We start from the raw sequence: 13,326 nt of genomic DNA, 5'->3' as shown, positions 1-13,326 counted from the left end.
CGGGAATTCGGGGACCGCTGTTCGTCCATTCAATGCCGCTCATCGCGTTCGGTGCTGCTGCTTTCGCGAAGAATTCCGCGCGCGCTCGGGGGGGGGGCGTCGCCCTGGGGCAGCGGCTTAGGAGGGCCGGCGGCCGGGGGCGCTGCCCATCGGCCCCGGGCCCGCGCCCCCAGACCCCGGCCCTGGCCCCGGGCGCCCGCGTGCTGAGACCCCCGCCCTGGCCCCTGGCCCGCGTGCCCAGGCCCCTGGCTCGGGCAGCTGGGCCGCCCTCGGGGTGCGCCCCTGCGGCTCGGCGCGGGGGGCGCCCGGGGCCTGCCCGGGCCCGGGCCGCCGCCGGGCGCGCCCCGGGCGCCGCCATTTCCCACCCCCCCCATTCCGCTTTTCCCTTTTCTGTCAACCCCTGTTCAACCGCGGAGTTCCCGCGATTGCACGTCTGATCAGCCGTCCGGACTTGTCCGGAGAGGATTCGGTCCGGGAGATTGACCGCGACGCTTGATTTCGGCGGACCGTAAAACGGGAGGCACCACGTGAGCACGGAGCAGGTCTACACGGCGGGCAGCGCCAACTTCGATCCGCTGTACGCGGGGAAGGTACGGACGGAGGGGCTGGGGATGAAGTTCGACTTCGCGCCCTGGAACATCCCCGAGCCGCAGCCCGTCGTCGTGGCCCTGGAGGCGTCCGGCGCCTTCCACGGCAAGGTGCTGGACGCCGGGTGCGGCACCGGGCAGAACTCGCTGCACCTCAAGAGCCGCGGCCACGACGTCACCGGCCTCGACTTCTCGCCGTCCGCCATCGGCCAGGCCCAGGAGCGCGCCCGTGAGCGCGGTCTCGACATGACCTTCGCGGTGTCGGACGCCACGAAGTTCGAGGGGATCGAGGGCGGCTTCGAGACCGTCCTGGACTACGGGCTCTACCACGTGCTGAGCGACGAGCAGCGGCGCGCGTACGCGGCGGCCCTGCACCGGGTGACCGCGCCCGGTGCCAAGCTGCACCTGTTCGCCTTCGCCGAGTCCGAGCTCGTCGGTCTGCCGCCGCAGCAGCTGCGGGTGAGCAAGGACAACTTCCGTACCAACCTGGACGGCCGGTGGCGGATCCTCGCCATCGAGGACAGCCTCTGCACCACCAACCACACCCGTGAGTACTTCGAGAAGCAGCGCGAGGAGACGGGCGGCACGCTGCCGTTCGACCCGGACGCCTTCGACGTGGACGACAAGGGCCGCATCGTCTACCCGATGTCGTACGTGCACGCCGAGCGGGTCTGATCCCGCCGCGACGGGGCCGGGCGTCCGCGTGGACGCCCCCCGTCGCCGACCGGTCCAGGGGCCGCCGGTTAGCATCGCCCGTGACCGCCGACACCGAAACCACGTCCAAGAGCCGCAGCCGGATACTCGCCGACCTCACGCCGCTGCGGAGCTCGGCGCACTACCGGCGGCTCTGGTTCGGCAACACCATCTCCTGGGTCGGGCAGGGGATGACCTCCCTGGCGATCTCGCTCCAGGTGTACGACCTCACCGGGTCCAGTTTCAGCGTCGGGCTCGTCGGGCTGTTCTCGCTGGTGCCGCTGATGGTGTTCGGGCTGTACGGCGGGGCGATCGCGGACACCGTCGACCGGCGCAAGCTGGGACTGGCCAGTGCGACCGGGTCCGCGGTGCTGTCGGCCGGGCTCGCGGGTGCCGCCTTCGCCGGTTTCGCGCACGTCTGGTTCCTGTACGCGATCGTCGCGCTCCAGTCCGTCTGCGCCGCCCTCAATGGACCCGCCCGCTCCTCGATGATCCCCCGGCTGCTGCCGCCGGAGCAGTTGGCCGCGGCGAACGCGCTGAGCTCGATCACCATGACCTCGGGGACGCTGCTCGGGCCGATGCTGGGCGGTCTGCTCGTCGGGTTCGCGGGCTACCAGTCGGCGTACACGATCGACGCGGTCACCTTCGCCGCCTCGCTGTACGCGATGTGGCGGCTGCCGCCGATGCTGCCCGACCGGGACCGTACGGCCTCCAAGCGGGCCTCCGTGCTGGACGGATTCCGCTTCCTGGCGACCCGGCCCAATCTGCGGATGACGTTCTTCTCCGACTTCTGCGCCATGATCCTGGCGCATCCGCGCGCGCTGTTCCCGGCCGTGGCGGTGCTCTGGTACGGCGGTGACGCCCGCACCACCGGCCTCCTGGTGGCCGCGCCCGCGCTCGGGGCGCTGCTCGGCGGGGTGTTCTCGGGGTGGCTCGGCCGCGTCCACCGGCACGGGCTGGCGATCCTGCTGGCGGTCGGCGCCTGGGGCGCGGCGATCGCGGTGTTCGGCCTCACCCGCGATCTCTGGCTCGGCCTGGTCTTCCTCGCGATAGCGGGGTGCGCGGACACGGTGTCGATGGTGTTCCGCAACACGATGCTCCAGGTCGCGGCGCCGGATGAGATGCGGGGCCGGTTGCAGGGGGTGTTCATCGTGGTGGTGGCGGGCGGGCCGCGCCTCGGCGACTTCCTGGCGGGCACGACGGCGGACCTGGCGTCGCCGGGGGTCGCGGTGGTGGGGGGCGGGGTGGCCTGTGTGGTGGCGGTGGGGGTGCTGGGGGTGGTGCGGAGGGGGTTCGCGCGGTACGACGCGCGGGACCCGGAGGCGTAGGGATACCCGGGGCCGTCTGTTCACCTGCGGGCCGGTGGGGCTGGTCGCGCAGTTCCCCGCGCCCCTGAAAGCCTGGGGCTGAGCCTTGTTCTCCGGCTGCGGCAGACCCCCCACCCGCCGTCCCGCAGACGACGGCCGGGCCCTGAAGGGGCACCAAGCGCCCCCCACCCCCGGAGGGTTCAGGGAAGGGGTGGGGTGGGGGAGACCACCCCCCGGGCCAGACCCAGGCGTACCAGGTCCTGGGGCCGCACCCCCAGCTGATCCGCAGTCCCCCGCACCTCCCCGACCCCCCGCTTCAAAATCGCCGCCGCCAACTCCGGCGCGATCACCGAGAAGTAGCTCGACGGGGTCAGCCACGTACGGCCGGGGGACGCCAGGGCCAGCGCCCCGCCCGAGCCGCCCTCGCCGATCACCAGGGTCGTCACCGGCACCCCCACCCCTGCCACCGCCCCGAAGCACTCCGCGACGGCCGCCCCCTGCCCGGCCCGTTCCGCCGCCGCGTCGTTCGCCGCGCCCGGGGTGTCGACCAGGGTCAGGACGGGCACGCCGAGGCGGTCGGCGAGGTGGAGGAGACGGGTGGCGGTGCGGTAGCCCGCCGGACGGGTCGCGGTGCCGGTCTGGGCCGCGTACGCCACCGTACGGCCGTCCCGCGACCCGAACCCGCACAGCATCCCCGCGTCCACACCCCCGCACCGGTCCCCGCTGATCGGGAGGCGGTGGGTGAAGTACGCGTCGAGGTAGGCCGAGGCCCGGGGGCGGGACGCGGCCCGCGCTTGTTCCACCGCCTCCCAGCCCGTGCCCGGCAGCCCCGCCGCGCCCAGCGCCGAGGGCACGTCGGCCGGGGTCACCGGGCCGCCCGGGACCCCGCCGGAGAGCAGCTCCAGCCACCTCCCCAGCACCCCGCGCAGCTCCGCCACCGGTACCACCGCGTCCACCGCCCCCGCCGCGAGCTGCCCCTCGGCCGCGTACGCCGCCGGGTCCGCGTCGGCGGGGCGGACCCGGGAGCCCGCGAAGCCGATCTGGGCGCCCGGCAGCGCGAGGACCACGTCCGCGCCCGCGCCCAGCGTGGCCCAGCCGCCGCCGGTCGTCGGGTCGCGGACCACCGCGATCTGCGGCAGCCCGGCGGCGCGCAGCAGCGCGGACTGACGGGCCACCCGCTGGAGCTGGGTGAGCGCGACCATGCCCTCCTGCATCCGGCTGCCACCGGTGGCGATCAGCGACACCAGCGGCAGCCGCCGCTCCCGGGCCGCCCGGTACGCCGCCTCCAGGCGGTCGCCCGTACGCTGCCCCAGCGACCCGCCGAGAAAGCCGAACTCGAAGGCCAGCAGGACGCAGGGCCGCCCTTCCGCCTCCGCCAGGCCGTACACCACCGACTCCTGCTCGCCCGTGCGCTCCGTGGCCCGCGCCCTCGACGCCGCGTACCCCTCCCAGCCGAGCGGGCCCTCCGCCGGGCCGGCCTCGCTGTCCGGGGGGAACAGTTCGGTGAAGGCGGACGTGGCCGCCGCGATCGCCGCCCGCGCGGTCAGCCGGTCAGCCATTCCCCAGCGCCCGCTTCATGATCTTGCCCATGTCGTTGCGCGGCAGCGTCTCCAGGAAGCGGACCGTACGCGGCCGTTTGTGCGGGGAGAGCCGGCCCGCCACATGCGCGGCCAGCTCCTCGGCCGTGGGCGGCGCCTGGGGGTCGGCCGCGACCACCCACGCCACGATCCGCTCCCCGAGATCGGCGTCCGGCTCGCCGGTGACGGCGGCCTCGCGCACCGCGGGGTGGTCGAGCAGCGCGTTCTCGATCTCGCCCGCCCCGATCTTGTAGCCGCCGCTCTTGATCAGGTCGGTGGCCCTGCGGCCCACGATCCGTACGTAACCGTCCGCGTCCAGGCTCGCCAGGTCGCCGGTGCGGAACCAGCCGTCCTCGGTGAAGGCGGCGGCGGTGGCGTCCGGCCGGTTGAGATAGCCGGTGAACAGGTGCGGGCCGCGCACCTGGATCTCACCGATGCCGTCCGACTCGTCCGCGAGGCGCAGCTCGACGCCCGGCAGCGGCAGGCCGACCGTCCCCGGCCGCGGCTCGCCGTCCACCCGTACGCTCGTGTTCATCAGCGTCTCGGTCATCCCGTACCGCTCGATCACCGTGCGGCCGGTCGCCGCCGCGATCCGGCGGTGGTCGTGGACGGGCAGCGCCGCCGACCCCGACACCAGCAGCCGCGCCCCGGCCAGCGCCTTCGCCAACTCCCGGTCGGTGTCCAGGGATTCGGCGATCCGGTGGTACATCGTCGGCACCCCGAACAGCATCGTCGCGCCCGCCGACAGCTCGCGGGCCACGCCCTCCACGGAGAACCTGCCCAGATGGCGCACCGAGCCGCCGCGCCGCAGCGGGCCGAGGACGCCGAGGATCAGCCCGTGGACGTGGAAGAGCGGCAGCCCGTGGACCAGGACGTCCCGGTCCGTCCAGGCCCAGACCTCCGCGAGCGCGTCGAGCGTGACGGCGACGGCCCGGCGGGGCAGGACCGCCCCCTTGGGCGGACCGGTGGTGCCGGAGGTGTAGACGACGAAGGCGGGGGAGGCGGGGTCCGGCTCGGTGGCCGGGAGCCGCGCGCCCGGCTCCGCCGTGGTGCGTACGTCGATCCTGGTCAGCGCCTCCAGCGCGGGCGGAAGCGGGGTGCCGGGGGCGGCGAGGACGGCCGTCGGCGCGCTGTCCGCCAGGATGTGCGCCAGCTCGCGGTCGCCCGTCCGGGGGTTCAGCGGTACGGCGGGGACCCCGGCCAGCAGCGCCGCCACCACCCCGACGGCCGTCTCCAGGGTCGGCGTCGCCCAGACCGCGACACGGCCGGCCCCGGTGAGCCGGCCCGCCAGGGCGCCAGCGGCCCCGGCGAGCTCCGCGTAGGTGAGGGAGTGCTCGCCGAACCGCAGGGCTTCCTTGTGGTCGGCGGTGCGCAGCGCGGGAAGGAGAGGGAACACGGAGGGGCTCCTCGCAGTCGACGTCGGACCGGCGGCATCACCGGCCCGGAAGGGCCACCCGAAACCCTACGCGGCACCGCGATCAAGGAAGCGGCAGCGCCACCTTGACCGCGTACGCCGCGACCAGCCCGTAGCCGATCCGGAACGTCCACATCCGGGCCGCCTCGGAGATCCGCGCCCCGGCGAACCCGCTCGCCGCCACGAGCAGCTGCTGCCACACGAAGGAGGCGGCGAACACCGCCGCGACGAACACGGCCCCGCTGCCGCCGCCGTGCAGGGTGCTGCCCTGTGCGGTGGTGAGCGCGGTGAAGTAGAGGGCGGTGGTGGGGTTGACGAGGGTGAGGGCGGCGAAGCGGACGAAGACGCGGGCGGGGGGCGCGTCCGGCCGTACGGCCGCGGTGGCCGGTTCGCTGGGGGCGGGGGAGGGGCCGCCGGGCGCGGTGACGCGTTCCGCGGGGCCGGCGGACGGGCTGCCGTCCGGCCCGGCGACCCGTTCCGTGGGGGTCGTCGATTGGCCCCGCGACCCCCACAGCCCCCGCCCCGCGATCAGCGTCAGCACGCCCGCCGCGACCAGCCGCACCCACGCCTCCACCCCCGAGAGCGTCGCCGCCACCCACGGGCCGAGCGCGGTGGCCACCGCCGCGTACGCGAAGTCGACCACCGCCACCGCCGAGGCCGCCGCGACCGCGCCGCGCCGGTCGCGCATGCCCTGCTGGACGAGCAGCACCCCGACCGCGCCCACGGGCATCGCCACGCCCAGGCCCGCCGCCGCGCCCGCCACCGCCGTCGTCCACATCTCGCTCATGGGGGTACTGTCCGGCCGCGCCCGCCGGGTACGCGGCCGGATATCGGCGCGGGCTGCGACAATCGCGGTATGGACCGCCTGGACAGAGACATCCTCGGCGTACTGCGGGAGGATGCGCGGATCTCGTACCGCGATCTCGGGACGAAGGTCGGGCTCAGCGCCAACGCCGCCGCCGAGCGGGTGCGGCGGATGCGCCGCGAGGGCGTCATCCGGGGCTTCACGGCCCTGATCGACCCGACGGCCGACGCGGGGGCCGGGCTCGTCGTCTTCATCGACGTCACCCTGCGCCTGGACACCACGAACGAGGAGTTCGAGAAGGTCGCCCTGAAGCTGCCCGGGATCACGGAGGTCGTGCACGTCACGGGCGAGCACGACTATCTCGTACGGGCCAGGGCGGCCGACCCGGCGGCGCTCGACGGGCTGTTGCGCCGGCTGAAACGGGAGGCGGGCGTCGCCCACTCCCACACCCGGATCGCGCTGCGCGCGGCGTCCGGGCCCTGAGCCCCGGTCACACCGGCGACTGCCAGGTCACCGTCGTCCCGCCCGCCCCGTCGTCACCGCTCGCGCCGCCCGTCCCGGCGCCCCTCCCGTCGTCCGTGACCTCCAGGCGGACGCCCGGACGCCCGTCCGGCAGGACCGCCGCGGCATCGACCAGGACCTCGACGGAGGAGACGCCCGGGCGGCGGTGCGCGGCGGCGAGCGCCGTGCGCAGGGCGGCGACCAGTTGCCCGGCGGCCGGTTCGCCGACGACCGTGTCGACCGCGCCCTCGAACCGCACCGACGGGCGGAACCCGAGCAGGGCGCCCGCGCCGTCCGTCTCGCGCAGCACCCGGCCCCGTACGGTCGTCGGCGCGTCGGCGGGCGGCTGCTGGAGGGCGAAGATGGCGGTACGGACCTCCTGGATCGTGGAGTCCAGCTCGTCCACGGCCCGGGTCAGCAGCTCGTCGGTGTCGTCGCCGGAGGCCTTCGCGGCGCGCCGGCGTGTCGACTCCAGCATCATCTCGGTGGCGAACAGCCGCTGGACGACCAGGTCGTGCAGATCGCGGGCGATACGGTCGCGGTCCTCGTAGACCGCCAGCCGCTCCCGGTTGTGCCGCGCGTCCGCGAGGACGAGCGCGAGCGCCGCCTGTGAGGCGAACTGCGCGGCCAGCAGCCGGTCCACCGCGGTGTACGGCTCGGCCCCGCGGCGCCGGGGGAGCGCGAGCGTACCGATGAGCTTGCCGCCGCTCTGCAACGGCAGCATCATGCTCGGCCCGAACCGGGTCCGTACATGGGTGGTCATCCTCGGGTCGGTCGCGGAGTCCTCGATGAACACCGGCTCGCCGCCGAGCAGTTGGACCAGGACGGGCGAGCCGGGCGCGATGGTGGTGCCCACGATGTCCCCGGGGTCGTCCGGCGCGGAGGCGGCGACGATCTCCATCCCGCCCTCCCGGGTGGGCTGGAGCACCACGCCCGCCACCGCGTCCGCGAGCAGCCGGGCCCGCTCGGCGACCGTCATCAGCGCGTCGGCCGCCGTGTCGCCGGTCAGCAGCGACGTGGTGACGGCGGCGGCGCCCTCGATCCACCGCTCGCGGCAGCGGGCCGTCTCGTACAGCCGCGCGTTGCCGATGGCGATCCCCGCCTGCGAGGCGAGCACCCGCAGCAGCGCCAGGTCCTCGTCGGTGAACGCGCCCCCGCGCTTCTCGGTCAGACAGAGGTGGCCGAACACCTCGGTGTGTACGCGGATGGGGACGCCCAGGAACGAGTGCATCGGCGGATGGCCGGGCGGCACGCCCGAGGAGCGCGGGTCGGCGGTGAGATCGGGCACCCGCAGCGGCTGCGTGCCCTCGGCGAGCGTGCCCAGCACCCCGGCGCACCCGTCCGGGAGCGCCCCGATCCGCTCCCGCTCGGCGTCGCTGAGCCCGGCCGTGAACAGCTCGGTGAGCAGGCCGCGCTCGGGGTCGACCACGCCGAGCGCGCCGTAGCGGGCGTCGGTCAGCTCGGCGGCGGTGTCGACGATGTGCTGGAGGGTGGTGTGCAGTTCGCGCTCGGAGCCGACGCCGATGACGGCTTCGAGGAGGACGGGCAGGGGCGCTCCGGTCCCGGTCCCGGTCCCGCCCGGCATCCGCCTCACTCCGCCAGCGGGTCGAGGACCATCGGCTCGATGTGGCCGTCCAGCATCGCGCCCAGGCCCAGGATGGCGCAGACGTCCGGGCGTTCGGCGATGACCACCGGCATGCCCGTCGCCTTGCGCAGCATCTGGTCCAGCCCCGGCAGCAGGGCGCTGCCGCCGACCATCATGATCCCGCGGTCCGCGAGGTCCGCGACGAGATCCGGGGGGCAGTCGCGCAGGACCTTGCCGATGCCGTCGAGGACGGCGGTCAGCGGGGTGTGGATCGCGTTGCGTACGGCCGCGGTGTCGACCCGGACCGAGCGGGCGAGGCCGGTGGCGACGTCGCGGCCGTGGATCTCGGTGGAGGCGGGGCCGTGCGGGGTCAGGCCGTTGCCGCTCAGGGCGATCTGGAGGGGGCGTACGGACTGGCTCGGCAGCATCAGCTCGTGCTGGTGGCGCAGGTGCTGGATGACGGCGTGGTCGATGGCGTCGCCGCCGACGGGGATGCGCTGGGCGGTGACGATCGCGCCGAGCGAGAGCACCGCGATCTGGGTGGTGGCCGCGCCGCACACCATGATCATGGTGGCCGTCGGCTGCTCCACCGGGAGTCCGCAGCCGACGGCCGCCGCGATCAGGGTGTCGACCAGCTCGACCCGGCGGGCGCCGAGACCCACCAGCGTCTCGACGGTCGCGCGCTGGGCGAGCGGGTCGGCCTCGTGCGGGGTGCTGGCGGCGGCGCGCAGCCGGGGCTTGCGCCGCAGCTGGCGCCGGAGCTTCTCGCCGATCAGATGGCGCAGCATGCGCTGGGCCATCTCGATGTCGACGACGGTGCCGCCGGAGACGGGCCGGACTACGCGGATGTAGTCGGGCGTACGGCCCGTCATCTTCTCGGCGAACGTGCCGACGGCGATCAGCGCGCCGGTTTGGGTGTTGACGGCCGCGACGCTGGGTTCGTCGACGACGAGTCCCAGCCCTTTGACGAATACACGCGTCCTCGCGGCCCCGAGGTCGACGGCTACATGGCAACGGCGCAACTGTTCCAGACTGACGGTCACGGCGATCCTCCCGAATGGGGTGCTTGATCGAATCGTCCGGCCCCCGGCGGCGCGGCGCGCGCCGGGCTGAGCCGGTCGGGCGTCGGCTGACTGAGTGCCAGGGGGTTGTGGGGCGGGGCCGATCGGGGGACACGGGGGTCCGGTGCGGCGCGCCTCTGTCTGTGCGGGGGGTTTTGTGCCCGGGGTTCGTCTGCGGGCCGGTGGTGGGCCGCTCGCGCAGTTCCCCGCGCCCCTTTTGTGCCCGGGGTTCGTCTGCGGGCGGGTGGTGGGCTGGTCGCGCAGTTCCCCGCGCCCCTGGGGTGGCTGGTGTCGGGGGCTTTGGCTGCGGGTGGGTGGGGGTTGCTCGCGCAGTTCCCCGCGCCCCCTGGGGGGTGGGGCTGAGCGGCGTTTTTGGGAGGCGGCCGACCCCCTAAGGGGCGCGGGGAACTGCGCGCCCAGCCACCCTCGGTCCGCAGGCAAAAAAGGGTCCAGGGGCCGAGCCGCACCCCAGGGACCGGCGGTCTACCCAAGGGGCGCGGGGAACTGCGCGACCAGCCACTCAGCGGCCCGCAGGCAAACCTCGGCCACAGACAGTCCCCGGCCGCACGCCCTGCAGCAACCCCCACGAGAACTCCGCCACCCACACCCCCCCACCCCCCACCGTCAGCTCCACCTCCCACCGCGTGGGCGCGCTCCCCTCCCTCGGCCGGGCCGGGGGGAACGCGCGGGCCGCCTCGTCCACCGTGCAGGACCACGGGCGCAGATCCGCCACCGTCTCCAGGACCGGGCCCGGCTCGCCGGGTGCCCGGATCAGCCACTCGTTCCACACCGTCCCGTCCGGCCCCGCCAGCACCTCGAACCGCAGCGTCGGCCACAGCGGCACCGGCCACCGCCGCGCCTCGCACTCCAGGTCGCCGACCCTGCGCCGGGTCACCGCCTCCGGCTCGCCGAGCATCGACCGGTACCGCGCCGCCGCCCCGCGCGAGCGCGGCGAGCGGGTCATCGCCTGCCAGCGCCGGTTGGCCTCCCGCATCCGGGCGGCGGACGCCCCCAGCTCGCGGCGGGCCTCCTCGACCAGCTCCGGCTGGTGGTCGGCCATCCGCCGCAGCAGGACGAGCTGGAAGTCGAGCGGGCCGAAACGGTGGTGCTGCGCGTCCGTCATGTCCCCATCCTCACCGCCCCCACTGACAACGCACCGAACGCCCGACTTCGTGCCCCCGCCACGCCCCGGAGGGAAGGGTTCCACACAAGATCCACACATTCCCGGCCCCCATTGTCGACCGCCGCGCGCATAGCCTCCGTTGGCCATGGATTACTGCCACGCCTGCCGACGGCACCTCAACGGCGCACTGGCCTGCGCCGGATGCGGCACCCCCGCGGAGGAGCTGCGGCAGCACGAAGCCATCGACCTCGGGGTGTACGAGGCCGCCGCACCCGGTGCGGCCCCCACCCCCACCGGTCACCGCCGCGCGCGCCGCGAACCGCCCCGGGCGGCGGCCCGCCCGCGCCGTCGCGCCCGTAAGCGACGCGGGCGCCTCGTGCTGTTCGGATCGGCGGGTGTGGTCCTCGCGGCCGGCGCGCTGGGGCTGGCACGGATCGCCATGGAGCCGCCGCCGGACGACCGGGGCGCGGCCACCTCCGTACACGAAGAGGAGCAGATCTCCCAGGAGACCTCCGCGCCCGCCCCCGACGCGAGCGACGTGGGCGGTCCCAGGCGGCCCAGCGCCGTACCGGCCCGGAACGGCCACGGCAAGGGGCATCGTCCGAGCCCCGGCGGTACCCGACCGGGGCCGGCCGGTACCACCACGAGCGGACCCGGGACCGGCGAGGGCTCTCCCGCGCCGGGCGGCTCGCACCCGGCCACCGGGGTGACCGGCGCGCCCAGCGATCCGGCGCCCACGCCCACCGGGACGGACGGGTCACCTCCGCCGTCCCCGTCCCCGGAGGCCTCCACGTCGCAGCCGGCCCCGCCCCCGCCCCCGCCGCCGCAGCCCCCCACGCCCAAGCCGACCAAGACGTGCGACCGGTTCCTTTGGTGGTGCCTGTAGCTCGCTCCCTGGCGAACGCCGGCGCCCGGAAAGCCGCCCGCCCCGGACGACCCGGCCCGCCCCGCTCGCCTACTCCACTCCCAGCATCCGCCGCAGCAGATCCCGCAGCACCGTCCGCTCGTCCTTCGACAGCTGCGCCAGGGGCTCACGGGCGAAGTCCAGGGAGTCGCGCAGGGCCGTCGCCGTGCGCAGACCGGCCTCCGTGGGGGCGGCCAGCTTGACCCGGCGGTCGGCCGGGTCGGGGCGACGCTCGACGAGGCCGCGGGCCTCCAGGCGGTCGATGATCCCGGTGACGTTCGACGGCTCGCACTTCAGCTTCCGCGCGATGTGCCGCATCGGCACCGGCTCCAGCGAGAGCAGCCCGAGCACCCGCGCCTGCGCGCCGGTGAGCGCGTGCTCGGCGGCGGCACGCTCGTACTCCTCGTGGTAGCGCCCCACCACCGAGCCGATGAGTTCGACGACTTCGAGGGTGAGGGCATCCATACGCGTGGCCATGGAACCAGCGTACCGAGTTACTTGACAATCTCAAATATTCAGGAGCATGGTTGTTTCAGTACCTGAAGTAATTGGTACGCGTAGTAGTTCGGAGTACCCGGCCCCACCGGGCAGCCGGTACCCGAGCGACCAGTACCTGAAGTTGACGCCCCAGGAGGACGCACCACATGTCCGCACCGTCCGCACTCCCCGCCACCGGCCGTGAATGGCACCTCGTCGCCCGCCCGCACGGCTGGCCGGTCCCGACCGACTTCGCCCTCCGTGAGGTCCCGGTCGCCGCGCCCGCCGAGGGCCGGATCCTGGTCCGCAACCTCTTCATGTCCGTCGACCCGTACATGCGCGGCCGGATGAACGACGTGAAGTCGTACGTCCCGCCGTTCCAGCTCGACAAGCCGATGGACGGCGGCGCGGTCGGCGAGGTCGTGGCCTCGGGCGACGAGCGCTTCGCCGTCGGCGACCATGTGCTGCACGGGCTGGGCTGGCGCGAGTACGCGGACGTGGACGCGAAGCACGCCACCAAGGTGGACGCCTCGCTGGCGCCGCTCTCGACCTACCTCGGTGTGCTCGGCATGCCGGGTCTGACCGCGTACGCGGGCCTGTTCGAGGTCGCCTCCTTCAAGGAGGGTGACGCGGTCTTCGTCTCCGGCGCGGCCGGCGCGGTCGGCAGCCAGGTCGGTCAGCTCGCCCGCCTCAAGGGCGCCTCCCGGGTGATCGGCTCGGCCGGCTCCGACGAGAAGGTGAAGTGGCTGGTGGAGGAGCTGGGCTTCGACGCCGCCTTCAACTACAAGAACGGACCGGTCCGCGAGCAGCTGCGCGCCGCCGCCCCGGACGGCATCGACGTCTACTTCGACAACGTCGGCGGCGAGCACCTGGAAGCCGCGATCTCCTCGCTGAAGGTGCACGGCCGCGCCACCATCTGCGGCATGATCGCCGGCTACAACGACACCGAGCCGACCCCGGGCCCGCGCAACATGGCCATGATCATCGGCAAGCGGCTGCGGCTCCAGGGCATCCTCGTCGGCGACCACGCGGCGCTCCAGCCGCAGTTCGTCCAGGAGGTGGCCGGCTGGATCGCCTCCGGTGAGCTGAAGTACGGCGAGACGGTCGTCGGCGGCATCGAGAACGGTGTGGACGCCTTCCTCGGCATGCTCCGGGGCGAGAACACCGGAAAGATGGTCGTCTCGCTGGGTGAGTGACCCAGGCCACTCCTTGAGACCGACGCCTGAAGACCTTATCGGATGACTTCCGCCATCCGATAAGGTCTTTCCATATCCCGGCTGTCGTGGGCGCGA

12 protein-coding genes are annotated in these 13,326 nt (G+C 74.3%); 5 read left to right on the top strand and 7 right to left on the bottom strand.

All coding sequences use genetic code 11. The annotated features are described in order from the left end of the window. Nucleotides 1–527 precede the first annotated feature (527 nt). Entirely contained in the window at nt 528–1,262 is a 735-nt protein-coding gene (locus ACZ5ID_RS33520) for a class I SAM-dependent methyltransferase (RefSeq protein ID WP_468905636.1), read from the top strand. 80 nt (nt 1,263–1,342) lie between these two features. Then, on the top strand, nt 1,343–2,608 hold the full coding sequence (locus ACZ5ID_RS33515) for an MFS transporter (protein ID WP_468905633.1): 1,266 nt from the start codon (nt 1,343–1,345) through the stop codon (nt 2,606–2,608). Nucleotides 2,609–2,787: 179 nt separating this feature from the next. On the opposite strand, the gene ACZ5ID_RS33510 is transcribed toward ACZ5ID_RS33515, so the two are convergent. From ACZ5ID_RS33510 to ACZ5ID_RS33500, 3 genes are all read right to left on the bottom strand, one after another. Next, nucleotides 2,788–4,146 (bottom strand): carboxyl transferase domain-containing protein, encoded by a 1,359-nt coding sequence (locus ACZ5ID_RS33510; protein WP_468905630.1) that lies wholly within the window; start codon nt 4,144–4,146, stop codon nt 2,788–2,790. Then, on the bottom strand, nt 4,139–5,560 hold the full coding sequence (locus ACZ5ID_RS33505; RefSeq protein ID WP_468905627.1) for an acyl-CoA synthetase: 1,422 nt from the start codon (nt 5,558–5,560) through the stop codon (nt 4,139–4,141). The genes ACZ5ID_RS33510 and ACZ5ID_RS33505 overlap by 8 nt, the downstream gene beginning before the upstream one ends. A gap of 82 nt (nt 5,561–5,642) precedes the next feature. After that, nucleotides 5,643–6,365 (bottom strand): hypothetical protein, encoded by a 723-nt coding sequence (locus ACZ5ID_RS33500; RefSeq protein WP_468905624.1) that lies wholly within the window; start codon nt 6,363–6,365, stop codon nt 5,643–5,645. A 69-nt stretch (nt 6,366–6,434) separates the two neighbouring features. Here ACZ5ID_RS33500 and ACZ5ID_RS33495 point away from each other — a divergent pair, with 69 nt between their 5' ends. Further along, nucleotides 6,435–6,866, top strand: a complete 432-nt coding sequence (locus ACZ5ID_RS33495) for an Lrp/AsnC family transcriptional regulator (RefSeq protein WP_406557110.1) — start codon at nt 6,435–6,437, stop codon at nt 6,864–6,866. A 7-nt stretch (nt 6,867–6,873) separates the two neighbouring features. On the opposite strand, the gene ACZ5ID_RS33490 is transcribed toward ACZ5ID_RS33495, so the two are convergent. The 3 genes from ACZ5ID_RS33490 to ACZ5ID_RS33480 all read right to left on the bottom strand — a co-directional run bounded on the left by ACZ5ID_RS33490 (nt 6,874) and on the right by ACZ5ID_RS33480 (nt 10,653). Beyond that, entirely contained in the window at nt 6,874–8,469 is a 1,596-nt protein-coding gene (locus tag ACZ5ID_RS33490; protein WP_468905620.1) for a GAF domain-containing protein, read from the bottom strand. A gap of 5 nt (nt 8,470–8,474) precedes the next feature. Continuing rightward, entirely contained in the window at nt 8,475–9,512 is a 1,038-nt protein-coding gene (locus ACZ5ID_RS33485) for a rod shape-determining protein (protein ID WP_468905617.1), read from the bottom strand. 538 nt (nt 9,513–10,050) lie between these two features. Then, nucleotides 10,051–10,653, bottom strand: a complete 603-nt coding sequence (locus ACZ5ID_RS33480) for a hypothetical protein (RefSeq protein ID WP_468905615.1) — start codon at nt 10,651–10,653, stop codon at nt 10,051–10,053. A gap of 145 nt (nt 10,654–10,798) precedes the next feature. On the opposite strand from ACZ5ID_RS33480, the gene ACZ5ID_RS33475 reads away from it, so the two are divergent. Further along, nucleotides 10,799–11,539 (top strand): SCO2400 family protein, encoded by a 741-nt coding sequence (locus tag ACZ5ID_RS33475; RefSeq protein WP_468905613.1) that lies wholly within the window; start codon nt 10,799–10,801, stop codon nt 11,537–11,539. 69 nt (nt 11,540–11,608) lie between these two features. Here the strand turns inward: ACZ5ID_RS33475 and ACZ5ID_RS33470 are convergent, their stop codons facing one another. After that, entirely contained in the window at nt 11,609–12,034 is a 426-nt protein-coding gene (locus ACZ5ID_RS33470; RefSeq protein WP_406556273.1) for a MarR family winged helix-turn-helix transcriptional regulator, read from the bottom strand. A gap of 167 nt (nt 12,035–12,201) precedes the next feature. Here ACZ5ID_RS33470 and ACZ5ID_RS33465 point away from each other — a divergent pair, with 167 nt between their 5' ends. Then, on the top strand, nt 12,202–13,230 hold the full coding sequence (locus ACZ5ID_RS33465; protein WP_468905609.1) for an NADP-dependent oxidoreductase: 1,029 nt from the start codon (nt 12,202–12,204) through the stop codon (nt 13,228–13,230). The last annotated feature ends 96 nt before the right edge of the window (nt 13,231–13,326 follow it).

This window comes from Streptomyces sp. NPDC031670, assembly GCF_055580545.1.
Note: the sequence above shows the minus strand (reverse complement) of the source record. Positions and strands in the feature narration are given on the sequence as shown.